Here is a 26,305-nt window from a genome sequence, read left to right on the forward strand (position 1 = left end):
GATGTGCTTCAACCAGAGGACAACCTACTCCCGGTGGCTTTCTTGTCTTGCATAACATAATTTATGAGTATCATTGCAGTTTATTACGATTGCTTCGTTAGGGCCTGAGCCAACAAGGACGCATAAGCTTTAGCACCTTTAGGTTTCAAATGTACTCCGTCATGCTCGAAATAGGAGTTTTTACCAGAGCTGGCTCCGTACCAGTCAATCATTGTAATTCGCGGGTCCTGGGACGCTGCTTCAGCAAGATGCTTGTTCACAATACTCTCCCACGGCCGAGGCACACGGGTATTCACAAGTATAATACGCTTCGCATCCTTCAGGCTAGCCAACAGATCGGATAACTGGTCCTTGGTAAAAGCGCCGTTCGTGCCTAGCTCAATAATAACCGTCTTACCGAGCTGTCCGTTCTGTCTTAGCTGCTCCAGTACGGCAGGCGCCTCCGCCATCTGACGGCCGATCCGCCCATCTACAACAGCTCCCGGGAAGGATTCCTGAATGTACGACTGTACATCCAACATGACAGAGTCTCCAATGGCGGTAACACTCGAGCCATCACCTGTCATAGGCGTAGCTTCTTTGGGTTTGTCCGAAGGTTCCGACGGTTTCGTAACATCGTCCGTAGTACCAGCCTGGACCGCCGTATTCTTAGGCGTCTGGGTTTGAGACGGGACTGGGGTCTGCACCTTGCTGCCCTCGGACCCTTGCAGCTTGATGGCTTGAGGCTCCTTGGAAGCCACGGATACCGTTCCGTGAAGCGGCGGCATCGCCTTTGCCTTTGCGACTGGATTCTCATCGCTTGATGCCGCCTGAATAGTTGCATCAGGAGAAGCCACGTACAGGTGGACGGTACCCACGAGAATACCTACAAACAGCACAGCCGCTGTAGTTGTAGGCATCCATCTCCATCGCGCCTGTCTACGAACCGCAGAACGGATTCCTGTGATCCAGTGGCGGAATCCTCCATGGCGGATCGGCTCCTCGATATATTTAAACGAGAGAGACGCCAGCAATACGGTAGCTAGCAATTGTAAAATGATGCGCAGCACATGCACGCCATCGGTATCTACCTGAGGCGTCGTTAGCGTGATAACCGGAACATGCCACAGATACAGTCCGTAGGAACGGGCTCCAATCCAACGTAGCGGCTTGATTCCAAGCAGACGACCAAGGTGGCTTACCGGATGTGCCAACGCTGCGACCACAATAGCAGTGACTAAAGCTATGCCCAGCAGGCCGCCCCGGTACAGAGAGGGGTCATATTCATTCGAGGCCCACGCCCAGTGACAAAGCAACAGCAAGCTTATTGCACCGATGCTATCCAAAAGCATACGCGCCTTAGCAGAAGCTTGCTCTTTCAGCTTGCCGCTTGGCCACACCAAGGCCAGCGCCGCACCAATTAGTAAAGCAAATCCACGCGTATCCGTGCCGTAATACACCCGGCTCGGGTCGCTTCCCGGTACGTAAATCACGGCCATCAGGAGCGCAGATATTAATGCCAGACAAGTTACCCAGCCTGCGAGCACAATACGCTTGGGCATGAATTTTAGCCCGAGCGCCAGCAGTAAGGGCCACAGGATATAAAACTGCTCCTCCACCGCCAGCGACCACAGATGCCCAAGCGGAGAAGGTGGGCCAAAACTTTCAAAATACGAAACCTGATGGAAAATAAACCACCAATTGCTCATATACACCAATGCGGCAGGTACATCTCCGCGCAAGGCCGTGAGCCGTGACGGATCGAAAAGCAACGAGCACAGGACAATGACAGCCACAACCGTCAACATGGCAGGCAGCAACCTTCTGGCACGACGCAACCAGAAATCTTTCATTTTAAAACTATGATATGTATCCCACTGACTCACCAAAATATCTGTAATCAGATACCCCGACAAAGTAAAAAACACGCCCACACCCAACAAACCACCCGGCAACCAATCCGGATTCAGATGATACACAATGACTGCGATGACCGCCAGCGCTCTTAAACCATCCAAACCTGGCATATAACGACGTTGTGACGACAACCGATTAGACTTCATTTCAGCCGCCGTCCTTCTTGCAAATTCAAGCTCCCTGTCTGTTTCAATGCTCTTCTGCCCTTTCCCTCTCCTGCACATCGTCTGCGATGCCCTGTAGCCTTTTCATTCATTATATAAAACTTCATAATCGTAATGATTTCAATGAAGTTAAAATTAATGACAATGTTTTTATTATATCATTCCTTTCCACAGTTAGGTAACCACTGATAGATATACAAAAAAAGGCATCTCTTCCCTTAGGAAGAAAATGCCTTTTTATTAGTATTCTATTCTCTTAAAATTTGATGATACCTGAAGTATGAAGGAAGACCAACAACATCAGGATCGGTGCAACATACCGAAGACCGAATAACCATACGTTGAACCAGAAGGGTTTGATGTTCGCATGCTCAGCCGCAGTCTTCCAGTAATAACCTGTGAATATAACAATCAACAAACCGCCTAACGGTAAGAAGATGTTGGATGCGGTAAAGTCTACGAAATCAAAGAATGATTTATCCCCTACTTTTAGTTCAGGCACCAGCCCCATGGACAATGCAGAAGGGACGCCCAGCATCAAGCACAGGACCGATACGACGAGAACGGAGCGAACCCGGCTCCAACGCATACGCTCCATGACATAGGCTACTGGAACTTCCAGCAAGGATACCATAGAACCTAATGCAGCAACCGCCAGCAGTACGAAGAACAAACCGCCGAAGAATGCACCAAAAGGCATTGCCGAGAAAGCAGCCGGTAAAGCAATGAAAACCAGCGATGGTCCTTGAGCCGGATTAATTCCGAAGGAAAAGGTTGTAGGGAAAATAATCATACCTGCGATAAACGCATAGATTAAATCTCCGCCACCAACTGCCAGCATAGCTCCACCCAGCGATTGACGGCGATCTACGTACGCACCGTACGTGATCATAATTCCCATCCCCAGTGAGAGTGAGAAGAAGGCATGTCCCAAAGCAACCAATGCAGACTCTATACTTAGCTTAGAGAAGTCGGGATTCAGAAAGAAGGATACGCCCGCACCAGAGCCTGGCAGCATAAGAGCGTTAATCATCAACACGAGCAACAGGATGACCTTGGCAGGAATCAAAATTTTATTGAACTTTTCAATCCCGTTCGATACCCCAAGAGTTACCACGACTGCTGTAAATGCAAAAACAACTAACAGCCAAACCAACGGCGCATAGCCGGAGGAAAAAGAAGCGAACTGTCCAGCAAAATCATTATTCGAAAACAGATTTCCGCTAAATGCCTCAACGGCATAATGCAGTGTCCAGCCCCCTACAATGGCATAGAACGACAAGATAACAAACGGCACGATAACAAACATGATGCTCATCTTGCCCCAAATCGGATGACCGCCTACTTTTACCATTGCAGAAGCAGCACTTCCTCGACCTGCACGACCAAGCGCAAGCTCCGCTAAAAGTACAGGCAAACCAACAAGCAACAGGCAGACAATAAACAATAAGAAAAATGCAGCTCCACCATATTGTCCTGTAATATACGGAAATTTCCAAATATTACCCAGTCCTGCCGCACTGCCGATCGCCGCCAATATAAATCCAGCAGACGAGAAGCGTTCATTTTTATCAGACAGGCTATTCTGCCCCTTGCTCAAATTCATTATATCCCCCTCATTCTCTCTACTTACGCATAAACATGAGCATGCGTACATAAATAATTTTTACTCATTATAGCGTAAGTAGGATGTAAGGTCATGCATAATTTTTCACTATTACCGGATTTATTTTCATAATGTTCGGTATCTACAAAATACAACAGAAAACTACATATTTTCTTCAACATCCTTCTTTATTATGGTCTCTCCCATGCGATTAGATACTTTTTGATAAATATACGAAATCGCCAACAGTACAACACCAAAAGAGAAGTAGGCTACAATCGTGCTTCCAGTTGTTAACAGATGTAGATCATACAACAGCAGCTTACCTGTCGACAGCAAGGTCAAGCCCAATCCAAATCTGCGAATGTAGACCACTCGCTTGAGGAAGCCGTATACAATATACAAAATGGCTAGTAGCAAATACACCAGACTGAACACAAGACCTGCATCCCCCAGACGGAACTGAACTCCGAGAAAGGCGGTTATGATGCCCAGCAAATATACACCCATAATGACCGGATACAACTCATTACTTCTATAATGTCGGGTCATCAGTGCGTTCAGGAAATCCCTGCTGCTGAAGAATACCAGCACATTAAAGGCTGCGAGTACCACCAATGCCACATAATCAGCAGCCGTATTTTGCGCATAATTTTCATGCAAGGTCGGAACCGTTACAGTAATCACCAGTGCCAGCGCGTAGCCTATGACGTACAACGCCAAGCTGTAGTATTTAATCACCCGATCATACAGCAACCTCACCTTAGGCAGGAAATAAGCCAACACCAGCGATACGCAGGCATACAACAATACTTTGTACAAGGTGTAATGAGCAAACTCGTCGGATAAGACGATGTTATACCAATGCCCGGCTTCATACAAAAGGTAGAAATATACGTTCACCAAAGCTACATATTTAAATCCTTGCATGATATGCATTTCGTACAACCGATTGTTTTTGAAAGCATTCGGACGGCTAAATTCAATCGCATAGAAGACGGTAACGATCAACATTCCCAGTGTAATGAGCGTATATTTGAGTCCGAAATAGTCTGTCTCAAATCCTGACAATAGATATATAGGGAAATCGACGAAAAAGAATGCGCCCAGACACAGTAATAAAATGCCCCAGCCAGCTCGTTCCAATTCCTTCAACCGGTAACGGTGTCCATATAATGTAAGAAGAACTGCTTCGATCAACCACCCCATAGATAACCATCTAACTCCAAACTGGAACGGAATCATGAGGATGGCAAAGGTCAAAGAAGTCGCATAAAATAATATTTTAGTTTGTTTCTCCTCTGGAATATATCGACGGACCCATTGTCCCAGACCTCCGTACACCAAGCAAAAGACCAGAGCCAGCAAGCCTTTATAATCATCCAGGCCTGCATCGCCGAATAGAGAATACAGAACGGAACAGCTCACGACTGTATTCAGAGCCAATAGGGAGAAATCCAGCCATGACAGTTTTGTTTTTAAACGGAACGGCACCCACAGTGTCATCCCGAGGTACATCGCAAATGTAATGACTGCATACAGTATGCTCGCTACGGTGCTTTCCGATAACCACGCCAGCACAATCATCAAGGGCGTATTAAGCAGAAAGCTGATATATTGCACGACGACCCAGCGTTTGCGGAAGGATACAAGCAGAATCAGCAGGTTTAACAGGAACAAATAGCCCATGGCGATATACACGGCGTTCCCTTCCAGCCCGTTGGCTGCCATATAAGAAAAGAGCGGAAGATACCCCCCTACTAAGCCGAAAGAGCATATCGTTCGAGATTCATACCTTAATGACAGTAGCACAGCGGTCACCGTAACGAGTACGGACAAGCCTATGCCTGTATACATTCCTATGATTTCTAACAAAAAGTAGCTGTAAAAAATCGATCCGTACAGTACAGAAATACCGCCGCCCAAAATACCGAGCGCAAAGGTCTGCTTCTGCTTGCGGTACAGCCATTCGCCGCCTCCTAGCATCAGCGCTCCTAGCAGAAAGAAGGCCACGCCCTTCATATTTCCTGTGAACCAGTTCGAATATGAGTATTTAAAAGCGGCTCCCACACCCAATATAATGAGCAAAATCCCCAGCTTGTTGATCCAGTTCAAGCCTAGCTTCATTTCAAACTGATTTTGCTTCATGCGCTTCTGCATCGTTTCCTCGCTGATCTCTTCTTCTCCGAGTTGCTGAAACTCGCTTGCCGTCTGATGAAGCAATTGGCGCTCGGCCTCCTGAAACCGCCTGCGTTGCTCCATGATTCGGTCTCGAATCTCCTCTGAGAACAGGCGTAATCTGGCGACGATCTCGTCCTGATCTTCTTTAAGCTCATGCGTAGTTTGCTGAATAAGCTGGTCCACCCGGTTTTTAGCCCCATATTCAAAGGATGTCAGCCGATTTTCCCCTTCTGTGGTTCTGGAAGCAAAATAGGTCTCCAGCTTTTCACGCGAAATGCGAATCATATTCGCCTTTTCGCTCAGCATTTGCTCCGTCAGCGCAGTGCGCAATTTTCCATTTTCCTGCTCAATATGTCGTACTCGCTCTTCCAAGTGAATGCAGCGAGCCTGATAATCCTCGAACTTTTTTCGCAGAACCTCATTCTCCAAAATGATATCTGAGGCTTCATAGTCCGCGATTAATGTTTGATACTCCTTGAGCAGCTTGTTCTGTTCTTCGCGGATCGTATGTAAACGATCTTTAAAATCCTCCATGTTCTCCTCCATTGCTGTCCATTTTGGTAATCATTACATTTTACATGAAATTAAAAAGTCATTATAGAGACTATAGCCCATTTTGGACGGTAAATTGGGGCTTTTACTTAAATATTCTTCCAGTTTCATGATCGCAGATGAAGTAGAATGGATATACATATGAAAAAAAGCCTACCTTTCCCCTTCGCAAACATGAAATCCGCATAGATGTGTTGCAGAGTCTACGCTGTGTATTTATTTTTATTGGAAAGATCACGATGAAAAAAAGAAAGAACCCCGTAGGATTCTTCCTTACACAAAATTAATACTTTTTCATGAAAGTCGTCACAGACTTTAGAGCTTTCTGCATGTCACTTAAAATTAGCTTTCTTATTTTTTGTAATGAGTGTAAATTTTAACGATTGGTTATTCTTCCTTAACATAAGTACGTCATATGAAATAATTACTTTGGTTTTATCTGTAGCCTCTGGAACATTGTAAACCACTTCATTTTGACTGAAGTTTTTCCACAAATAATTCATCCTTCGTTTTGATTCTGTCAGGATACTGAGAGGGGTAAAAGAAGTGATGAATATTGATAATCTCCAAAAGTTGATGTGCGCAACCTTTTGGATTATAATAATCATGTTTATATTTTTTGGATTTATTACATAAAATTATAAAGGGTGATGACAATGAATAGGGCTGCGACAGGAACAATATTTTGTTTTATATCTGCTATGTTGTATTCTTCTTATTATCTTTGTGCAGCAATTACAGGAGCCGGGCAGTTAAATCCTTTTTATGCTCCGTTTGGTTCTTTAAAAGTTTTTGCCGTAATGGCTTTGATTATTGGAGTAGCTTACTTAATTATAAGTGAATATGGATATTTGAAAAAAAAGAAGAAGGCCTAGGCCTTCTTCTTTTACATTATAACTTAATAATTAAGTACTAGAGCCTTCTTTCTACTACTGTGACTACACCTTGTACTTTACCACCCGCAAGTTTAACAGGTGATTTAATGGTAACATTTTTGATACGCTCTAATACCGTGCCCACATAATTATAACCAACCAGGTCCCCTCTAACTACTTTATAAATAGGGGTGAATTGTAATTTCGCTTGATATCCAGGCTGAACAGTTAGAGAACTATTATAAAGATGGGTTTCAGTAGTCGACCAGCCACCTCCTAGAACTTGAGTTACTGCGTCATTCCATTTAGCGGAAATGGTCATATTCGCACTCCACGAAAAACTTTTTGACCAACCTACCATTTGCGTTAATGTGGTAGTTTTACTTGAATTTTTAATATAGTCAGTTATATCGGTTTTCTGATCTACTTGTAATTGTTGAGGATAATATGCGGATTGAATTAATTTACGCTTAAAAACAAAGTCAAGACCAGTATCAGCCATTGGACTAATCCTATTTCCGCTATCATAAACTTGAGCTGTGACTGTCTGTGGCTGTTCTTGAGAAAGGAGCTTTTGATACTCATTTAACGAGATTTCTTCCAAACCACTCTCTGTAGTTATGTAGGCTTTAACTACTTCGGGCTGTGAAGTAGCTGACTCACTAATAGCAACATTAGAATTAGTTACCTCAGCATTTGCAACAGATACAACCGGAACAGAAAATAGAGCTAATGATAGAGCAAACAATGCAATACTTTTCTTTTTCAAAGCAATCCCTCCAATAATATTATTTTATAGAAACTTTTTTTGCATAGAAACTTACAAAAAAGTGACTAACAACGCTAATAAATATGTGAGTATCTAATGTTATGTAATCGAGCAAAAAGTAGAGTGAAGAAATTTGCATGAGAAACCATATAGACAAAAATATTGAAATATTATTATAATTTTTAATCAAAGGAAATATTTATAATAATGATTGTATCACAAAACTTCTATTTTCCTACCATAAAATTCAATAATCCCCTATAAATGAATCCCCTCTCCTAGATAGCTAACCTTCCAAAGCTTTTAACAAGATGGAATTGCCATTTCCTTTAGGTCAAAGGATAGATTTTAATGGTCATTGGTTGGTTTTTGAAATTAATATATGCATCAATTCTTACCTACACCTCAAATTATTACATTTTATGACATGTTAATGTATTTTCCTCTTAAAAAAGCCATTATATAGAATGATTATATTAGTTAGATGAGAGGAGGAATAGTTTTGCATACAATGGCTCTGAAAGTATGATGTTATCAGGTTACACCAGTTGGGTCTGCTTCCTGGTCTGAAACATACGGTTGTACTGATTAATCAGTTCATCCAAAAACATAGACTGCTCCAGCACACGGGCATGTCCGAAACCATATAGTCCATAAAGCTCATGCAATCGTTGCCTAGCATCTTCCAACTGTTGATTTAACGTTTCATCTGGATTCATAGCGCATTCCCTCCTAATGAATCTCATTTTAGGTTGAAATGTGGAAATATGGATCGCTATTTTAGCAATCAAAAAGTCAGCATAATATAACAAAAAAAGACCAGCGTCTAGGCTGGTCAATAGTAATGAATTAGTGCTCGGATCAAGCTGAACCAATGTGTTCCTGCGGTTTGAATGTGCCAAGGGTCGGATCTTTAGCCTGAACTGGTAGTACCAGTACAAAGCTAGCTGCTGCCAAGAGCAAAGCCATCTTTTTGATCATTTTCTTTCCACACCTCCTGGTAGGTAGAATGATACTGAGCCAATATTTCAGGAGCGGCATATGCCCTGAAGCAGTCAAATAAACCTGCACAATTGGCAATAAGTAGTACGTGATTAATTGTACCAGCTTTTTCTAAAGCGTCTATTAAACATTTGAAGCCATATGAATATCTTCCTTTATTTAGGCTGTATTTAGCCATCTTGTACCAAAACCGTGCATACTGCTGTGGCAAATATTGTTGCCTAATGTCAGCAGGGGACGGCTCCTGATACGCCGTAATTTGAGGTTCAAAGCGCTGAAGGATATGATCCACATCAATATGATAACGATTGGCTGCTTCAATGACGTTTAAGAGTTCGTTGAAAATATATTTTTCGCCTGCCATATATTCTACATAATTGGGCAGGACACTCACATCTCCCGACATCAGCTTGTTCACGTACGTATTAATTTTTGCCCAATGCTGAAATAAACCCAACCAATGGAGCGTGTCCGGGTCACTCTCCTTGACCCAGCTTAGATCAGCATAGCCTTGAAGGTGTACTAATGCCTGCTCATGATCTCCCTTCGCATCACAGGCATTAGCACACATCAATTCGGCGTAAGCTATGTATACAAACAGCGGCCTGCTTAGCTTCTTTTGTGGTTCTTTTTCCTTGCGCTCAGAGTTATGAACCATCTCATAGTATATTCCACCTAGCTGTCCCATCTGCTTTGCATACTTATATACCTTGTCCCACTGGCTCAATGCTCTGTACACATTCGCCAAATCTTTCAGCCCATCCAGTTGGTCCACTTCATGCAAACGATGGACGAATGATTCAAATTTGGCCGCTGCGTCGAAATTGAGATTCTGGTCTTTTCCTATCGCAATAGTGAACAAGCGATAATGGCAGAGTGCAAGTCGTTCCGAATGCTGCTGTTTTTCGCCCTCGGCGATGTTCTCGTATAAGTAAGCCGCTGCTTCCCGATAATCTTGTTCATAACAATCCTCTGCTAATGCAAAGAGATAAGGAATATAGCCCAGATTATCCAGCAGTACACTTACTACTTTTTGCAAACAGTCTACACGCTGAAACTGCACACAGCGGTACAAGAACGGGCTAATTCTTTTCCAGTTCAGCGGTGCATCTATCACACTTTCTTCAATATATCTTTCATAGAAATGGTCTGTTGGTAAATTCATTCCTAACGTAATGCGATCCAATTGGTGCACCGAAATGGTACGATTACCTGTTATAATACCGCTCACCGTACCCGGATTCATGCCAGCAATGTGTCCAAACTCGGTCATGCTCAAGCCTGCTTGTTTTAGGTATCCTTCTAATTCTGCTCTAATCTTAGGTGTGATTTCCATAAATAAACCACCCTTTCAGCGTGAACTTTAATATGATACACATTTTTTCAAAAAATATATTTTGGAAACTTATAATATAATAAAAGTTTTGACTATCCTGATAATACCACTTTTTGGAATAACAATAAATACTTCTATTTTATTGCTTTTTATCTTGATAATAGGAGGTCTTTTGGCAATGCCTCATGTAAAAATGACAAAAAACTTAGACCCTACAGGGCGCTTGGTCATTCCCAAGGAAATCCTGTATACATGCGGTATTTTTCACGGTCATTCTATTGAATTTTTTGCAGATGAAAAGACGGGTACGCTATTACTACAAAGACACTACGGTCAGTCTTGTCATTTTTGCCTCTCTACCGAAAAATTAAGTAAATTGAAAGGCTTTCTGATATGTAAAAATTGCAACTATATGCTCAAGATCGTATCTATGCGTGAACAAGTCTTTCAACCCAAAGAGATCATGGCCCAACTTCTTTTAGATCTGTATGAAAACCATCCACATGCTACACAACAGCAATATGCTAGCATGTTGGGTATCTCAGAAGCTCGCATAAGCCAGCTCATACAACAAGTGTTTAATCAAGCAAGTACCCCACTGGAGAAATGAGCTTTGCCAAGTCAGGTGAAGAAGGAGGACATCTTATGAAGAATACAGGTATGACTCGCTCTTTAGATTCGTTACGACGAATCGTTATTCCTAAAGAAATGCGGATGTCTATGGGGATAGATGTTGGCGATCCTATAGAATTTTATATGGATATCGAAACGGTTTTTTTGAGTATGCGAAAGTATATCGGGGTCGCTTGTAACCTATGTAATGCTGATGAAGATCTGACCTATTTTAGGGATTCACTTTTATGTAAGACCTGTATACAAGAGTTCAAAGAAAATATAGCCGTAAGCCGCACTCCTGCTCCAATGGCTAAGAAACCTGTGCACAAAGGAAAGAGAGTAAACCAATCATCACAAAAATTAATCCAACACCTAAGGGAACTTCTGCATGAGCATCCCCATGCCAAGCAGGGCGAATATGCACAATGGCTTGGCGTGTCAAAAGTCCGTATATCGCAGCTTAAAAAGTTGTTGTAGCTTGATTAACCTGCCGAAAATCCGTATACTAACAAAAAAGCAAACGATATTATGCCTGTGAAGAGCATCCAACTCGGAGGCGTTTACGCCAAGGACCATACGTTAGCGTAGGATATGGCGATATGTACCTAAGTAAACCGGACCCGCCCGTTACAGCGGAGCAAAGTGGATTGGAGAGTCATGACATCTGTCATGCTGTCCGGTCAATTTGGGTGGCACCGCGAGATCAAAGCGCTCCTCGTCCCATGTGGATGAGGGCGCTTTTTGTATTTTTATCCGAAAAGGAGTGCGGTGTCATGTTGGATATCAAATGGATCAGAGAGCATCAAGAGCAAGTTCAGACGGCAGCAGACGGCAAAGGAATACAGGTATCGGTCGTGGAGCTGTTGACCCTGGATGATCGGAGAAAACAGCTACTTCAGGAAGTGGAACAGCTTCGACAGAAGCGTAATCAGTGTAGTCAGGATATTGGTGCGCTAATCCATGCCGGCAAGAGTGAACAGGCAGAAGGGGCAAAGCGGCAGGTTAAAGAAATTAACGAACGGCTAGATCTTCTGGAAGCCCCGCAACAGGAAGTAGAGGAACAGTTTCAACAGCTTTTGCTTCTGATGCCTAATATCGTATCGCCAGATACGCCACGGGGAAGATCGGATGACGATAATGTAGAACTGGAGCGGGTCGGGTCGGTTCCGAACTTCGGATTTGAACCAAAGGATCATATGGCGCTCGGTGAGCTTCACAAGCTTATCGACGTCCCTCGGGGTGTCAAAACAGCCGGTACCCGTACCTACTATCTGACGGGAGCAGGGGTTGCATTGCATCGGGCTGTGCAGCAGCTTGCGGTGGATTTGCTGACTGCACGCGGATTCCAGTTGTTGGACGTTCCACTGATGGTACGTGCAGAGGCGATGCGCAGCACTGGTTTCTTCCCGCTCGGACTGGATCAGACGTACCGCATCACAGGAGAGGATCAGTGGCTTGTAGGCACTTCGGAAGTGCCACTGGTCTCGTATTACAGCGGTGAGATCGTGGATGTTACGGACCCGATACGGCTGGCAGCCGTGTCCGTATGCTTCCGCAATGAGGTCGGCTCGGCCGGAAGGGATGTGCACGGACTGTATCGTGTGCACCAGTTTGCCAAGGTTGAGCAGGTCGTCATCTGCGAAGCTAGCCTGGACGCTTCGGAACAGATGTTTCAAGAAATTACGCGCAATGCGGAAGACCTGCTTCAACAGCTGGAGCTGCCTTATCGCAAGATGGCTGTCTGTACAGGCGACATGGCGCAAAAAACCTACAAGCAGGTGGACATTGAGACATGGATGCCCAGCCGCCAAGCTTACGGCGAGACACATTCGTCGTCCCAGCTGCTTGATTTCCAGGCGCGCCGTTCCAACATCCGGTACCGCAATGCGGATGGCAAGCTGCAATATTGCTACACGCTCAACAACACAGCGGTCGCTTCGCCCCGGATTCTGATTCCGTTGCTGGAGCATCATCAGCAAGAGGACGGTTCGATCCGTATTCCGGAGGCTTTACGCCCATATATGCCGCGAAGTATGGAATTTTTGCGTACTCCCTTGTTATGAAAACAGGAGCGCACTTTGAAAAGTAGTACCCAATGAGCAGGATTTTCGATCGTAATCATCGCAAAAAAGACGAAGGACAAATATCCTTCGTCTTTTTTGATGTTTCATTGTGTCATTGTGCTTCTGCTTCCCATGCGCTGGCAGGACCAAAGAATTCATAGTGGATATCCGAAGTAGGGATATTCCACTCCTTCAACAGGCCGTATACCGATTGCATGAATCCCTCAGGGCCGCAAAAATAATATTGGGCGTTCCGATCCGGTATCACGGATTGTAACCAGGCCAGATCCAAACGGCCTTCCTTGTGAAAAGCCTGTGCCAGCCGATCCTGCTCCGTTGGTCTGCTGTAACACCAGCGAACTGCAGCCTGTGCATGTGTGGCGACCAGCTTTTCTACCTCATTACGCAAAGCATGGTTATCCCCATTGACTGCTGCGTGGACAAAAGTGATAGGCCGATGCGGAGCAGATTTCACCAAAGAAGCCAGCATACTAACCATCGGGGTTAGCCCGACCCCACCGCTGATCAGCACGACAGGTCTGCGATCTGTCCGATCCAGCGTAAAATCACCCGCCGGTGCAGATACTTGAAGCACATCGCCCTCTTGCACCTGCTCATGCAGATACACGGATACTTTACCTGCCGGGCGGGACTCTACAGCATCCTCACGCTTTACAGATATCCGGTAGTGAGATTGGCCCGGTGAATCCGAAAGACTGTATTGACGAATGTGGGTATTGTGTTCGCCCGGAATTTCCATCTTTAAGCTGATATATTGTCCAGGCTCGAATTCAGGCAACACCTGCCCATCCTGCGGCACCAAATAAAAGGACGTAATTTGGTCGCTTTCCTTAACCTTTTTCTGCACAACAAAGCTCTTAAAGTCTGACCAGCCTCCCTGCTGCTGTCCAGCCTCCTTGTACATTTCAGCTTCCATGTCTATAAATACGTTAGCGATCACACCGTAGGCTTCGGCCCATGCGGCAATGATCTCGTCTGTAGCAGCATCTCCCAGTACGTCCTTGATCGCAGCGAGCAGATATTTTCCGACGATAGGATAATGCTCGGGCTTAATTCCTAAACTGCGATGCTTATGTGCAATCTGGCGTACCACCGGAATAATTTCCTCCAGGCGGTCAATGTGCTGTGCAGCCGCATATACAGCATTGGCCAGCGCTCCCTGTTGACGTCCTTGCTTCTGATTCGCGTGATTGAATATATTGAGAAGCTCGGGATGGGCCTCAAACATCATCTGGTAAAAACGCTTGGTGATTGTAGTTCCGTGTACCTCCAAAACAGGTACAGTCGATTTGATCGTTGCAATGGTTTGCTCACTTAGCATCTTTGTATCCCTCTTCTCTCCAAAATAAGATAACAAAGGGTATTTCAACATATGTCCCATTTGTTAATCCTCAATTTAAAACCCAGTATACCCACATAAAGTAACCGTTTATGTGATTCCAGTCACTTTAAATTTGAAATAATGTGAACGTGTCAATGACAAAACGCACAATTACAACCACTTCCCACATAACTGACGAGCTTTCCCCAAAGTTTCAAATATCTATATACCTATTTTGTATGTAATGATCAGATTTGTCCTTTCTCGTAACAACAGTTTCACCATGCTAAGGACTTCAATTTATTCCACTTGTAAACGCTTCCAGTTAGGATAAAATCGAAGATGAGGTGCCGGACAAGCCGTTTCGGCCCATCCTATCCGTGTTAAAGGAGGCAGACGATATCGTGAAGTGGATCAACAGCAGCAAATGGTTAGCCGCATGGATTTGTATCCTATTCTCAGTGGCCAGTGCGGGTCTTCAACCCGATACAGCACATGCCCATACAACAGGCGTTACGCAAGCAACCTACGGGACCGAGGTGAACCAAGCGCTGAATGGTTTGGACGTCGCCAATGCTGAACTATCCCTGAGCGCAACAGCAAGCACAGCCATTACGAACGGAACGGATTGGAAAGACACCGCAGGTAACCCGATTCAGGCGAACAGCGGTAATATTCTAAAAGTAGGTTCTACTTATTATTGGTACGGCGAGCACGCCGAAAACTGGAAATTTGAAAAAGTGAACGTATATACCTCAACCGATTTGAAAAATTGGTCCTTCCGCAGCAGTATTCTCACCAAAGATTCCGCCCCTGAGCTGAATTCGAGCAAAATCGAGCGTCCCAAAGTCATCTACAACAAAACCACCGGAAAATATGTACTATGGGCGCACTATGAAAATGGCACGGACTACTCACTCGGTCGTGTAGCCGTCGCTACCAGCGATACACCCGACGGAAATTTTGCCTACCAAGGCAGCTTCCGCCCGCTGAATTACGAGTCTCGGGATATGACGGTGTTCACGGATACTGACGGTAGCGGTTACCTTATTACAGCTTCCCGTAAAAATGGCGGCGCCAACGATACGATGGCCATCTTCAAGCTGACAGCCGATTATACAGGCGTACAGTCGTTCGTTGGCTGGATTTTTGAAAATGGCTATCGCGAAGCGCCTGCTGTTGTGAAAAAGAACAATACCTACTACCTGTTCACCTCGCAGGCATCCGGCTGGTATCCGAATCAGGGCGCCTACGCAACCGCCAGTTCCATGACTGGGAGCTGGTCTGCTCTGTCGCCCTTCGGTGACCCGGCAGCTTACGGCTCGCAAATCCATTCCATCGCCACAATTACGGGTAGCGCAGGAACCAGCTACATCTATATGGGCGACCGCTGGAATCCGCTCAATCTGAGCGACCACAAATTCATCTGGTTGCCGCTAACTCTGAATGACTCCAATAAAACAGCAACCCTGAACTGGTGCAGTAGCTGGGATCTGGATGCTGCGACAGGCACAGTAATCCTACCGTCCCTTGTGAATCACGCACAGGGCAAAACAGCGACTGCGAGCTCAGCCGCATCCAGTTCTCCAGCTTCACTGGCGAACGATGGCAACGCCCAAACCTCGTGGAAAGCTGCTTCCGCATCCTGGCCCGCTTGGTGGCAGGTCGATTTGGGCAGTACCAAGACCATCAGCGAAGTGGATATTTCATGGTTTATGTACAAAGGATCTGAAGCGTATTACAAATATAAAATTGAATACAGCACGGATGGAGTTAACTACTCCACGATTGACCGCACAGGTAATACCACGTATGGTTTTACCAGTGACAAAGTCAACTTTCAAGCTCGCTACGTGCGAATCAACCTTGTAAATGCAGTGCTATTCAATAATCCGAACAACTGGTATACCCCGACGGTGCATGAAGTAAGATTGCTTGGCAATTAACTTGCTTCATTAAAAAAGAACATGGCAGGAGAATCCCATATTAGATAGGCTTCTTCTGCCATGTTTGCTTTACCACCTGTTTCGTACTCATTCGCTCAACGTACCCGATTTACTGTGGTAAACACAAATTTATCATACCGATGCCGTGAGAATGAGTATTCAAACGGTATACCCGTATCCAGATAACCTACCTGCTCAATTTCTAAAACCGGATCATCCGCACCACAATCCAAATACTCCCAATCTAGCTCGGTCGACTTGGACGCGCGGATGGTACGATGTGAACTGACAATATTAAGGCCCAGCTCCTCCTTAATATGTTTGTACACTGAGCCGTGCAACACCTGCTCGGTAATACCGCTGATCAGCTTCGTAGGCATGTATGTGCGCTCTATCACATACGGCTCGCCCTCTACAATACGCAGACGGACTACACGATACACAGGAGAATTGGCATCAATAAATAGATGCGCCGCTACCTCTTCAGATGGAAATTGAACGTCAAAGGCTATGATTTTACTTTTGATTTCTTTCCCGCGCAGCACGTTTGTCAGCCCCAGCATTTCATTCACAACGACATTAACCGGGCCATTGTAGATCGATTTTACGATAAAGGTTCCGTGTCCTCTTTTACGATTCAACAGCCCTTCCGACACCAAGGTATCCAATGCCCTCTTAATCGTCATCCGACTTACCCGGAACTCACTGGCCAGTGAAATTTCATCGGGAATCGGATCATCACTGCTATAGGTCTTGTCTATAATACGCTTCTTGACCTCTTGTGCAATCCGTTCGTATTTGTTCATTGGTCTACCACCTGTACTAAAATTTGTTTTATGTCAGCATTTTACCAAAACATCGGTAGCGCTGGTTCTTTTGGTTCTGCAGGCGGGACGTTAAGGTATCACGGTATAAGTAAGTATACCGAACATTATACTTTCTCACCAGCGGCGTACAGCACAGTTCTTTGATGATGATGAAGAAAAAAAGGCGGTCCAGAGGACCACCTTAGAATCCGTTATTCTCGATCACCTGTTTGAACCAGTGCCCACTCTGTTTAACGGATCTCTTGCCACCGTTCTGAAGATCGACAGACACAAAACCATAGCGATTTTTATAAGCATTCGTCCAGGACCAGTTGTCCATAAACGTCCATAAGTGATAGCCCTTCACATTGGAGCCCTCTGAGATGGCCCGTTGAACCCACTTGAGATGCTCACGGATAAAATCAATGCGATAGTCATCGCGGATCATGCCCTGTTCATCTCTGAACTTTTCTTCACCTTGAACGCCCATTCCATTTTCTGAAATGAAGCATTCAATGTTGCCATAATTTTCTCTGACATTGGTCAGGATGTCGTAAATGCCTTTCTCATAAATCTCCCAGCCCCGCATCTCATTCATCTTGCGGCCAGGCATGACGTAATAATCGAAGAAACGTTCCGGCACAAAAGGAGCATCCGGGTTCGGCAGACTTTCACGAGCCTTGACTCTGCGCGGCTGATAATAGTTAATACCCAGTAGGTCCACAGTGCCCTGGCGTATAATCTCCCCATCTCCGTCTTCCATGCTTGGTACATATCCCTCTTGGCGTAACAGCTCCACGAGCAAAGGATTGAATTCTCCCGTCACAGATGGGTCTAAAAAGGAACGGTTAAAGAACGCATCGCATATTTCAGCAGCCTGCACGTCTGCCGGATGCTGACTACGCGGATAAGTCGGCGTCAGGTTCAAAATAATTCCGATTTTCCCCTTATAACCGCCCTCTCTGTAAGCCTTAATAGCACTGGCGCTCGATAACAGGGTATGATATCCCACCTGTACGGCTTTACCGAAATCCACTTCATTCGGATAGTGGAAATCGTATAGATAGCCGCCTTCCACCGGGACAATCGGCTCGTTATGCGTAAACCATTTGGCTACACGATCCCCGAATAGCTCAAAGCAAGTGTTAGCGTAATCTACGTAAGCTTCGACCGTCTCCCGGTTCACCCAGCCTCCTTTTTCCTGTAAAGCCATCGGCAAATCAAAATGATACAAACTCACAAATGGCTCAATCCCCGCCTGATGCAACTCTGCAATGACGGCATTATAGAAATCAATCGCCTTCTGGTTCAATTCACCTCTCCCTGCCGGAAACAGACGTGACCAGGAAATAGAGAACCGGAAGGAGTTGTGACCAAGCTCTTTCATGAGTGCAATATCTTCTTTGTAACGGGTATAGAAACGGGACGTTTCGCCAGGTCCAACGCCGTCATAAAAACGGTTCGGCTCCTGCTCAAACCAATAATCCCAAATATTCGGTCCTTTGCCGTCTCCCTCCACGGTTCCTTCTGTCTGGGTAGCCGAGGCCGATGAGCCCCACCAGAAGTCGGATGGAAAACGGTATTGAATGGTTTGCTGCTCTATATCTTTCATTTCGGTATGATTCACAGCTCTACTCCTCTCTCTTTTGCATGAATAAGCTGCTAATCTAGCAGCTTATTCACATTACATTCCAACAGTTTGATCCTTACCTGCAATGGCTGTTTGGTTAAGCTCCTCTTCCTGCTCTTTACGAACGTTCATCCGATCAATAATTTTTAGGAACGGGAACCAGATGACAAAGACGACAGCCATATTAAACAACTGCAGTACGCCTCCCATCAGAGATCCCGTAGCCATCATTCCACTAAAGAACAACGGCATCGTCCAAGGAACCTGTATTCCGTTTGGCGGCGGTACAATCCCAGTAGACATGGCGAAGTAAGTAATCAGCGTAACGATCATTGGAGCAATGACCCATGGGACAAAAATAAGCGGATTCATCACAACCGGCAAACCGAATATGACGGGCTCGTTGACATTAAACAGACCCGGTCCAAGGGCCAGCTTACTGACCTGCTTCAATTGCTTACTCTTCAGGAAGATCAGAATCGTGAGCACTACGGCCAGTGTCATACCTGTACCACCGATACCTACGGTATAAATATCCACAAACTGCTTGGTGATAATATGCGGCAGTTCCGCTCCTTTGGAGTACGCTTCGTAGTTTTCAAGTGCCAGCGTATTCCAGATCGGTTCCATGACTGAGTTGATAATAATCTGACCATGAAGCCCAAAGAACCATAAAAGCTGAACAAAGAAAATAGCAATTAATGTAGGTATAATACCACTGCCCAAGTGCACCAGAGGTGCCTGTACAGCATGATAAATCAGATCATGCAGGTTATTATGAAGAGTCAGTGTAACTACAACATTAATGATCAAAAATATGCCCAATGTAATACACGCCGGAAGCAAAGCGGCAAACGATTTGGCAACGGCTGGCGGAACGCCTGGAGGCATTTTGATAACAATGTTCCGCTGTGTCACTCTTCGGTAAATTTCAGCAGCTATAAAAGCAACGATCATGCCAAGGAACATGCCTTTGGCCCCAATCCGATCCAACGGAATGACACCAGCAATCGTGGCACCGCTTTCTTGTGTCAGCACAAACGGGGTGAGCATCAAGAAGCTGACCAACGCGATCATGCCACCGAATATGGGCTCGACCTTATAACTTCGGGATAAATAATAGCCGATCCCGACAACCACGAATAAGGTCATGATGTTCAGGGTGGCACTCGGCGCAATGTTCAGCAGACTGTTAAAAGTCGCATAATTACCGTCGCCCATCCAATCTTTTAGAAACGGCAGATTGATAATAACGACAATGATGGAGCCAAAAACTGTTAATGGAAATGACAACATAAATGCATCACGCAGTACAGTAAGATAGCGGTTGTTGTTCAGTTTACCGGCAATAGGTATCAGTATCCGGCTTAATTTCTCAAACAAAGCCTATTCCTCCCCGCGAAGTGACTTGCATCAATAGGGTTGCAAGCTTTTCATGTCCCAAATTTCACAAACTTACATGTTCCGTTATAAATTTCTGGATTTGAACAGCTCCAGCAATTCTAGAACCAGATCCTTCATGGTAACCGTGGACATCAGATGATCCTCGGCATGCATTAGAAGGAGCGAGAAAGGGGTTTGGGTACCTCCCGCTTCCTTCTTAACCATTTGAAAATGGATATCATGCGCAGCACGTAAATCCTGCTTGGCTTGTTTGAGCAGTTCGTCCGCACCCTCTACATTCTCATTTCGATATTCGGTCAGCGCCTGAATCACTTTACTGCGAGCGCTTCCACTATGAAGAATAAGTTGGAAACTAATTTGCTCTTCCGTCAGTTCGGCTATATTGACTTTATCCATTTTTGCGTTCCACCAGCTTCACTGCTTGCTCATAGGCTTTCTTACCGTCAACCATCCCGTATGCCATCATGTCAATCACTTCTACATAAATACCATATTGGGCTGCTTCCTTTTCCAGCTGTCCTTTAAGAAAACTCATTTGCGGGCCAATCAATACTGCGTCAGCCTTAGCCATGTCTTCTGCCGCCTGATCTTGACCTACTGCCCAAATTTCAGCCTCGTCTCCAATGGACTTAGCATAATCCTGCATCTTAGTAACCAGCAAACTTGTAGACATACCTGAGCTGCACGCCAGCAAAATTTTCTTCATGATTGTTCCTTCCCTTCAAGTTCTGATTGGATGTTAACTACTAGAAAACGTTTACAGCGTAATTATAAATCCAGTTTTTTGATTTGTCTATACATTTAATATATATGTATAGACTTTTTTTAAAATGACACTGTTTCTTCACTTTTTTCTTGAAAATGAACGTGATCTCTTATCTTTAATCTCTCAATAGAATCGATTTTCACTATAAGAAGTTTTGCCAAATGATATGTTATTCGATTCTGTAAAATGTTAACATGAGCTTACGGAGTAAACATAATAGCCCCTCCGTAGCCAAAGAATAGCTGAGGTGAGAAGAGATGAGTAGAGATGAGAAGAGTCAAAGTAAAACCAAGCAAGAGTTAGACCGGGTCGTGTTCATCGGCCGCACGTTTGAGGAGTACGTCCAAATGTTCAATTTGCAAATTTCTGAACTTGTAGGCAAAAAGATTTTGGACTGTCCTGCGGGAGCATGTTCCTTCACCGCTCTGGGCACCAAAGCCTCGCTGGATATCACCGCAAGTGATATCGCCTACGACCACAAGATTGATGATCTGAAACGCAAAGGCCTATTGGATATTGAGCATGCAATGGAAACGCTAGAACGTGCAAAAGATAATTATGTTTGGAGCTGTTATGGAGATGTGCAAGGGCTTAGCGAGCAGCGCCATCAAGCACTGCAGGATTGCACCCAGGATATGAGGAAGCACCCAGAACGCTACGTTGCTGCGGTACTGCCGAAGCTTCCCTTTGGAGATGAACAGTTTAATATCGTGCTGTCTGCCCATTTTCTGTTTATGTATAGTGATCGACTCGACTATGAGTTTCATAAGAATACGGTACACGAACTGCTGCGAGTGGCTTCAGAGGAAGTTCGCATTTTTCCTCTGACCGATTTAACGGGAACTCGTTACGATCTGCTAGATCGTTTGATTCTTGAGCTGGAGGCAGAAGGCTTACGGGTGACAGAGGCCAAGGTTCCGTATGAGTTTATGCGTAACGGCAACTCTCTGTTAAGCATACGAAAGATATAGGGCAGGTTTAGGTGTAGAGGGAGCAAGCGATTAGCTTGCTCCCTTTCTGGTTATTGAGATGAAAATTAGAAAAATTTAGAATATCAAGAAACATTCCCACATTTTTATCGTCTATATTATGGAATACCTTACGTATGAAGGTAAGATTTTTCAAAGCCCGAAGGTAAAAATCAACTCACAAAGGAGCTTATGCATGTTAAAAAAGTTAGGATTAGCTGCATTGATTCTGGTTACTAGCCTCTCCGTTATGGGAACAGGCTGGGCCGCATCCGGCACAACAACCATTGAAGTTTCTAAAACTGCTCTGGATTACAACGTTGCTCGCCCGCTGAGCGATGGTGCTTTTCATGATGGCTTATTGGCTGCTGAAACATCTGCTGGAAACCTCGTGTATTACAATACCAAAGGAGAGAAAGCTTTCTCACTTCCCGCCGAGCTTAAACCCATTGGTGATTTTCATGAGCAGCGAGCCGTAGTCAAAAATACAAAAAACAATCTCTATGGATACATTAACACCAAAGGGACACTGGTCATCCCTTGCCAATATACCGAAGCCAATTTCTTTTCCGAAGGAAAAGCCAAGGTTACCATAGCAGACACCAAAGAAAATGCAATTATAGATCGAACGGGAAAAATCATTTCTCATTTTAAAGAAAATGGGGATTCAGAATATATATTTACGGACGGTCTGGCTCTTGCCTACGCCCCCAACACTGGCAAGATCGGTTTTGTGAATGCCTCTGGTCAACTAGCAATTCCCTTTAAATATAAATACAGTCGTGGTTTCTCGGATGGCTTGGCTATTGTTCAGAATAGCCAAGGGCTATACGGATATATCAATACAGCAGGGAAAGAAGTTGTTCCTCCTCAATATAAATCCGGTGGAGACTTCTCGGAAGGATTGGCCCCTGTGCAAAATACTAAGGGAAAATGGGGATTCATCAATAAACAGGGAAAAGTCGCGATTCCCTTTAAATTTACGGATGCCCAGGATTTTAGTGAAGGCCTGGCGAGTGTGAAAAATGCAAAAAACGAAGTCGGATTTATTGATAAAAACGGAACGCTGGTCATTAAATATCAACAAAAATATGATGTTGCCTCTCCGTTCAAAGAAGGCTTAGCTTTAGTCGGTAAACAAACACAATCATCCGTCTCAGACGGCAAATTTGGCTACATCAATCGTCAAGGGCAACTGCTAACTAAACTTGAGTACAGATCCGAATCTTCTTCCTTCTCTAATGGCTATGCTGTTGCTTTTATCAAGCCAGGCAAAGCGTTTATTGTATCTAAACATTCCGTTTCAAAATAAAAAAGACGACCCCGGAGGCAGATCGAGTGGATCTGCTTCCGGGGTCATTAGATTTCCAATATCTCGTATACAATTAGTCGTGTGTGTAGAATTTTACCCCAGGCAGATCTGCTGCCACCCACGAATAATTAATGGTATTACTGTTGTAATTTTTGGTCCCCGCCTGTGCAACCTGTACCTCCTTCAAAATCGTGATCGATGAACCCTTCGGTCTGACAACGACCACATGACCATGCCCATCTGCTTTTTTGATTCCGATGGTAGGATACCCGAGATTTGCTCTTTTTTGAGCATCCTGAAAGGTTACATTGTACCATCCCGGCGCATTGTTACCCAGTAAAGCATCAGCCATTTGATTGGCTAAGCCACTTGGCAGGGAAGCCGACATCGCAGACATCACATCTTGTGCAAAAATATTACACTTCGTTCCACCTACTGGCGAATACTTTTTGTTCGTTTCTACCTTAAAACCGTCAATTACAGATGCGTAAGTACTTGCACTTCTAGCCATTGAAATTCCCCCTGAATATAAGTTGTAGAGGAAACGACGGAGTCGCTTGAACATCTGAATGGCTCCACATTCATTGATGTTGGCCTCAATTCCCTCTCAACTATTAGGGTGATTTCCGGCTTACTTTAACAACGTAATACTACAAAAAATCGACTTCATTCTCATAACTGAAGGCTTTCTTCACTGATTACGGTTGGAACGATAAGCTCAGGAGTAGTCGTAGGCTTAGCTTGTGTTAAATAGTCTGCTGCCCCCATCATCAGAGCGATGCCGATAAATAGCACGACCCAATTACGATTCTTTTTCATCATCTGTACCTCTCATTCTTCACTGCGCCCGTTCAGCCACTTGAACCAATGGAGCAGATGACTGAATCGGTATTCATGCTGCGAAGCGTACGTCCATACTTCTGGCTCTTCACCGGGCTCCTTCCAGACGAGCATGGAAAAGTGACCTTCTTCCTCGCTCGCAACCGACAGCAGCGAAAGACGATCATCTCCGAATCGGTATGGAGCCGATTCCACCCAGTAATTCCGCATATCGCTGATCCAGCTGCGGAACTGCTCTGTACCTGCGATCCGTAGGACTTCATCAGGTAGTAGCAGATGCTCGTCGATATCCTTCCAATCCCCCGCATATCGGTACCGCGCTGCCAGCATTGGACTGAGTGGTCGGATTTTACCGGGAGCCAACGTAGGCATATAGGCGACGGGAACGACCGGACCGATACTCTGGATAGCATAAGACCGAGCTTCCTCCTCACTCATTCCGTAAGACATAGCCTCCACGAGAAAATCGTTCCGTCTTACACCAAACTGATGCTGATACTGTGACATTTCATCCTGTAGCTCCAGTACCATACCCTGTGCCGTTTCTGTTCCGATCATTCCCAAACACCTCTCATTCCAAAATATAGTCGTGCAATTCCCGTTGCGCTCGATACTTTGCCCAATTGAATTCAGGCCAAGCCGATTCTTCTCTCGTCATGCTCGTCAAACGGGCTTGTAAAAACTCATCTAGTGATCCATGTTCCTTACGGCTAAAGTCAATCAGCAGCGGAATCGCGTCCGCCGATAGCTCACTCAAATATTCCTTATCTATCACCGATGTCGTGCGATACCGTTCGAGATTATTTTCAGCAATCCGTATATCAATGCCCACATAGTTCACGACGACATAGGCGACCAGAGCGAGTACAATATAATATTTCGCCAACGGCAGTTGACGGAAATGAATGCGCATTGCTGCAATAAGCAGTAGCAAGCCCAGAAAAATCATAAACGCGTGTACCAAATAGCGGGTATACGTATAGCCGTATGCTTCTTCGTACATAACCAGCCGGGTATATCCCGAATACAGCATCACACCCGAACAACCCACGAGTATGTACAGCAGGCCGCTGTTCATTTTTTGCACTATACCTGAGCCAAATTCAGTCCACTTCAATACACTGATCATCAGCACAAAGTTGATACCTGTTACCATAACCAGCTCCCCGAATCCTCTTCTCGCATATTCGGCATACGAGGTTCCTTCGGGCAGAGCACCTTCCCATGCACCAAACAAATATCCGAACTGCAACACAACGAACACAACATACACCAGATTCATGACAATCAGCACCGTAGCGGTAATGACAGGGTCAAATTTAATCGCGACCGGCTCGTGGTAAGGCACCGTTGGTCGGTCAATCATCACTGAAGAGTGACCATCATGCTCGGTGGTTTGGCCATTCGTGCGCTCATTTAACCCGTGCCATGATTGGGTCTCTCTCTGCGTATTACGCGGAGCAGGCTGTACAAATCCCCACAAATAACAGAAGAAACAGAAGGTGAAAAAGCAGGTCCAGATCAGCCGCAGCATGCCATTCCCAAAGGACAGCGTTCCGATCCATTCGGGTACTCCAGCTAACAACTTTTCGAACATCCCATCCGCCGAAGCCAGCAAAGATATAATAATGAACAGTAGCGGCAAGGCAATAAGTAAACCGATCAGCACTTTTCCCAATACACGCTTACGCTCATCCTTTACATTTCGAAGGGCTACTGTCTTGACCATCCGAAAGGGGGTCACGATATGACGAAAGTTTTGATAAAACCAATGGCTTAACGCCTGACCGATAATACCGGGTTCTGACCAGCCATGCCTTTTCTCCCCGAACAGCAGCACCATATGTACGCTAATCAGAGCAGGTATCGCCAGCGCATTTAACACGTATAGGACCGGATTATTGAACAGCGCGTATGTCAATGCCAGCATGAAAATGATCACAAACAGCAAACGCCCTATCCATGATCTGGACTGGAAACGATCTCGGTTAAAGGCATACATATAGGCGTAAAAACCAATAACAAAAATTGGCATAGACACGCCCAGCCCATGTCCGTAAAACAGATATTGATGAACCAGCGCCAACACAATTGCGCCAGCAAAGGCGGACAGAAACGACGTTTTCGGCAAAGACGTTCCATTCATCTTGTCATGCATGGTAAATACCTCCACAAATATGCTTTATAACCCTTATTGTAGATGATAAAATAAGAAGATAAAGAGAAATTAAT

At 45.0% G+C, this 26,305-nt stretch carries 23 protein-coding genes; 7 read left to right on the plus strand and 16 right to left on the minus strand.

All coding sequences use genetic code 11. From position 1 onward, the window contains the following. Nucleotides 1-83 precede the first annotated feature (83 nt). From AOU00_RS11715 to AOU00_RS11725, 3 genes are all read right to left on the minus strand, one after another. Nucleotides 84-2,042: an acyltransferase family protein gene (locus tag AOU00_RS11715; RefSeq protein WP_061829524.1), complete on the minus strand. Its 1,959-nt coding sequence runs from the start codon at nt 2,040-2,042 to the stop codon at nt 84-86. Nucleotides 2,043-2,316: 274 nt separating this feature from the next. Beyond that, complete coding sequence (locus tag AOU00_RS11720; RefSeq protein ID WP_061829525.1) at nt 2,317-3,666, minus strand: sodium-dependent transporter; 1,350 nt, start codon at nt 3,664-3,666, stop codon at nt 2,317-2,319. Between the two features lie 162 nt (nt 3,667-3,828). Beyond that, entirely contained in the window at nt 3,829-6,381 is a 2,553-nt protein-coding gene (locus AOU00_RS11725; protein WP_069290671.1) for a DUF2339 domain-containing protein, read from the minus strand. A 674-nt stretch (nt 6,382-7,055) separates the two neighbouring features. Between AOU00_RS11725 and AOU00_RS11730 the strand changes: the two genes are divergently transcribed. Then, nucleotides 7,056-7,274: a hypothetical protein gene (locus AOU00_RS11730; RefSeq protein ID WP_061829527.1), complete on the plus strand. Its 219-nt coding sequence runs from the start codon at nt 7,056-7,058 to the stop codon at nt 7,272-7,274. 37 nt (nt 7,275-7,311) lie between these two features. Here the strand turns inward: AOU00_RS11730 and AOU00_RS11735 are convergent, their stop codons facing one another. The 3 genes from AOU00_RS11735 to AOU00_RS11745 all read right to left on the minus strand — a co-directional run bounded on the left by AOU00_RS11735 (nt 7,312) and on the right by AOU00_RS11745 (nt 10,381). Next, entirely contained in the window at nt 7,312-8,043 is a 732-nt protein-coding gene (locus tag AOU00_RS11735) for a hypothetical protein (protein WP_061829528.1), read from the minus strand. 539 nt (nt 8,044-8,582) lie between these two features. Beyond that, on the minus strand, nt 8,583-8,762 hold the full coding sequence (locus AOU00_RS11740; RefSeq protein WP_061829529.1) for an aspartyl-phosphate phosphatase Spo0E family protein: 180 nt from the start codon (nt 8,760-8,762) through the stop codon (nt 8,583-8,585). Nucleotides 8,763-8,986: 224 nt separating this feature from the next. Beyond that, nucleotides 8,987-10,381, minus strand: coding sequence for a helix-turn-helix domain-containing protein (locus tag AOU00_RS11745; RefSeq protein WP_061829530.1), 1,395 nt, complete (start codon nt 10,379-10,381; stop codon nt 8,987-8,989). 178 nt (nt 10,382-10,559) lie between these two features. On the opposite strand from AOU00_RS11745, the gene AOU00_RS26775 reads away from it, so the two are divergent. The 3 genes from AOU00_RS26775 to serS all read left to right on the plus strand — a co-directional run bounded on the left by AOU00_RS26775 (nt 10,560) and on the right by serS (nt 13,059). Further along, entirely contained in the window at nt 10,560-10,991 is a 432-nt protein-coding gene (locus AOU00_RS26775; protein ID WP_069290672.1) for an AbrB/MazE/SpoVT family DNA-binding domain-containing protein, read from the plus strand. 35 nt (nt 10,992-11,026) lie between these two features. Then, a complete protein-coding gene (locus tag AOU00_RS11755; protein ID WP_069290673.1) occupies nt 11,027-11,473 on the plus strand; it encodes an AbrB/MazE/SpoVT family DNA-binding domain-containing protein in 447 nt (148 codons plus the stop codon). 296 nt (nt 11,474-11,769) lie between these two features. Beyond that, nucleotides 11,770-13,059: a serine--tRNA ligase gene (gene serS, locus AOU00_RS11760; protein WP_069290674.1), complete on the plus strand. Its 1,290-nt coding sequence runs from the start codon at nt 11,770-11,772 to the stop codon at nt 13,057-13,059. Between the two features lie 112 nt (nt 13,060-13,171). On the opposite strand, the gene hmpA is transcribed toward serS, so the two are convergent. Next, complete coding sequence (hmpA, locus tag AOU00_RS11765) at nt 13,172-14,401, minus strand: NO-inducible flavohemoprotein (RefSeq protein WP_061829533.1); 1,230 nt, start codon at nt 14,399-14,401, stop codon at nt 13,172-13,174. Between the two features lie 404 nt (nt 14,402-14,805). On the opposite strand from hmpA, the gene AOU00_RS11770 reads away from it, so the two are divergent. Beyond that, on the plus strand, nt 14,806-16,347 hold the full coding sequence (locus AOU00_RS11770) for a family 43 glycosylhydrolase (protein ID WP_069290675.1): 1,542 nt from the start codon (nt 14,806-14,808) through the stop codon (nt 16,345-16,347). Nucleotides 16,348-16,442: 95 nt separating this feature from the next. Here AOU00_RS11770 and AOU00_RS11775 read toward each other — a convergent pair whose 3' ends face one another. The 5 genes from AOU00_RS11775 to AOU00_RS11795 form a co-directional block, all read right to left on the minus strand. Continuing rightward, nucleotides 16,443-17,153: a GntR family transcriptional regulator gene (locus tag AOU00_RS11775; RefSeq protein ID WP_039271892.1), complete on the minus strand. Its 711-nt coding sequence runs from the start codon at nt 17,151-17,153 to the stop codon at nt 16,443-16,445. Between the two features lie 202 nt (nt 17,154-17,355). After that, on the minus strand, nt 17,356-18,765 hold the full coding sequence (locus AOU00_RS11780; protein ID WP_039272181.1) for a glycoside hydrolase family 1 protein: 1,410 nt from the start codon (nt 18,763-18,765) through the stop codon (nt 17,356-17,358). A 72-nt stretch (nt 18,766-18,837) separates the two neighbouring features. Beyond that, nucleotides 18,838-20,166 carry a PTS cellobiose transporter subunit IIC gene (gene celB / locus AOU00_RS11785; protein ID WP_039271894.1) on the minus strand — a complete coding sequence of 443 codons (1,329 nt, stop codon included), beginning with the start codon at nt 20,164-20,166 and terminating at the stop codon, nt 18,838-18,840. An 84-nt stretch (nt 20,167-20,250) separates the two neighbouring features. After that, nucleotides 20,251-20,583: a PTS sugar transporter subunit IIA gene (locus tag AOU00_RS11790; RefSeq protein WP_013312602.1), complete on the minus strand. Its 333-nt coding sequence runs from the start codon at nt 20,581-20,583 to the stop codon at nt 20,251-20,253. Beyond that, nucleotides 20,576-20,893 (minus strand): PTS sugar transporter subunit IIB, encoded by a 318-nt coding sequence (locus AOU00_RS11795; protein WP_039271896.1) that lies wholly within the window; start codon nt 20,891-20,893, stop codon nt 20,576-20,578. The genes AOU00_RS11790 and AOU00_RS11795 overlap by 8 nt, the downstream gene beginning before the upstream one ends. A gap of 317 nt (nt 20,894-21,210) precedes the next feature. On the opposite strand from AOU00_RS11795, the gene AOU00_RS11800 reads away from it, so the two are divergent. After that, a complete protein-coding gene (locus tag AOU00_RS11800) occupies nt 21,211-21,924 on the plus strand; it encodes an SAM-dependent methyltransferase (RefSeq protein WP_039271898.1) in 714 nt (237 codons plus the stop codon). A gap of 193 nt (nt 21,925-22,117) precedes the next feature. Beyond that, nucleotides 22,118-23,233, plus strand: a complete 1,116-nt coding sequence (locus AOU00_RS11805; protein ID WP_061829534.1) for a WG repeat-containing protein — start codon at nt 22,118-22,120, stop codon at nt 23,231-23,233. 73 nt (nt 23,234-23,306) lie between these two features. Here AOU00_RS11805 and AOU00_RS11810 read toward each other — a convergent pair whose 3' ends face one another. The 4 genes from AOU00_RS11810 to AOU00_RS11820 all read right to left on the minus strand — a co-directional run bounded on the left by AOU00_RS11810 (nt 23,307) and on the right by AOU00_RS11820 (nt 26,231). Continuing rightward, nucleotides 23,307-23,744 carry a hypothetical protein gene (locus AOU00_RS11810; protein ID WP_061829535.1) on the minus strand — a complete coding sequence of 146 codons (438 nt, stop codon included), beginning with the start codon at nt 23,742-23,744 and terminating at the stop codon, nt 23,307-23,309. A 161-nt stretch (nt 23,745-23,905) separates the two neighbouring features. Beyond that, a complete protein-coding gene (locus AOU00_RS26605) occupies nt 23,906-24,055 on the minus strand; it encodes a hypothetical protein (RefSeq protein ID WP_172828237.1) in 150 nt (49 codons plus the stop codon). A 9-nt stretch (nt 24,056-24,064) separates the two neighbouring features. Continuing rightward, nucleotides 24,065-24,631 (minus strand): hypothetical protein, encoded by a 567-nt coding sequence (locus tag AOU00_RS11815; RefSeq protein ID WP_061829536.1) that lies wholly within the window; start codon nt 24,629-24,631, stop codon nt 24,065-24,067. Nucleotides 24,632-24,644: 13 nt separating this feature from the next. Then, entirely contained in the window at nt 24,645-26,231 is a 1,587-nt protein-coding gene (locus AOU00_RS11820) for a DUF4153 domain-containing protein (RefSeq protein ID WP_061829537.1), read from the minus strand. Between the last annotated feature and the right edge of the window lie 74 nt (nt 26,232-26,305).

It is taken from the genome of Paenibacillus polymyxa (assembly GCF_001719045.1).
In the GTDB taxonomy this organism is placed as follows: domain Bacteria; phylum Bacillota; class Bacilli; order Paenibacillales; family Paenibacillaceae; genus Paenibacillus; species Paenibacillus polymyxa_B.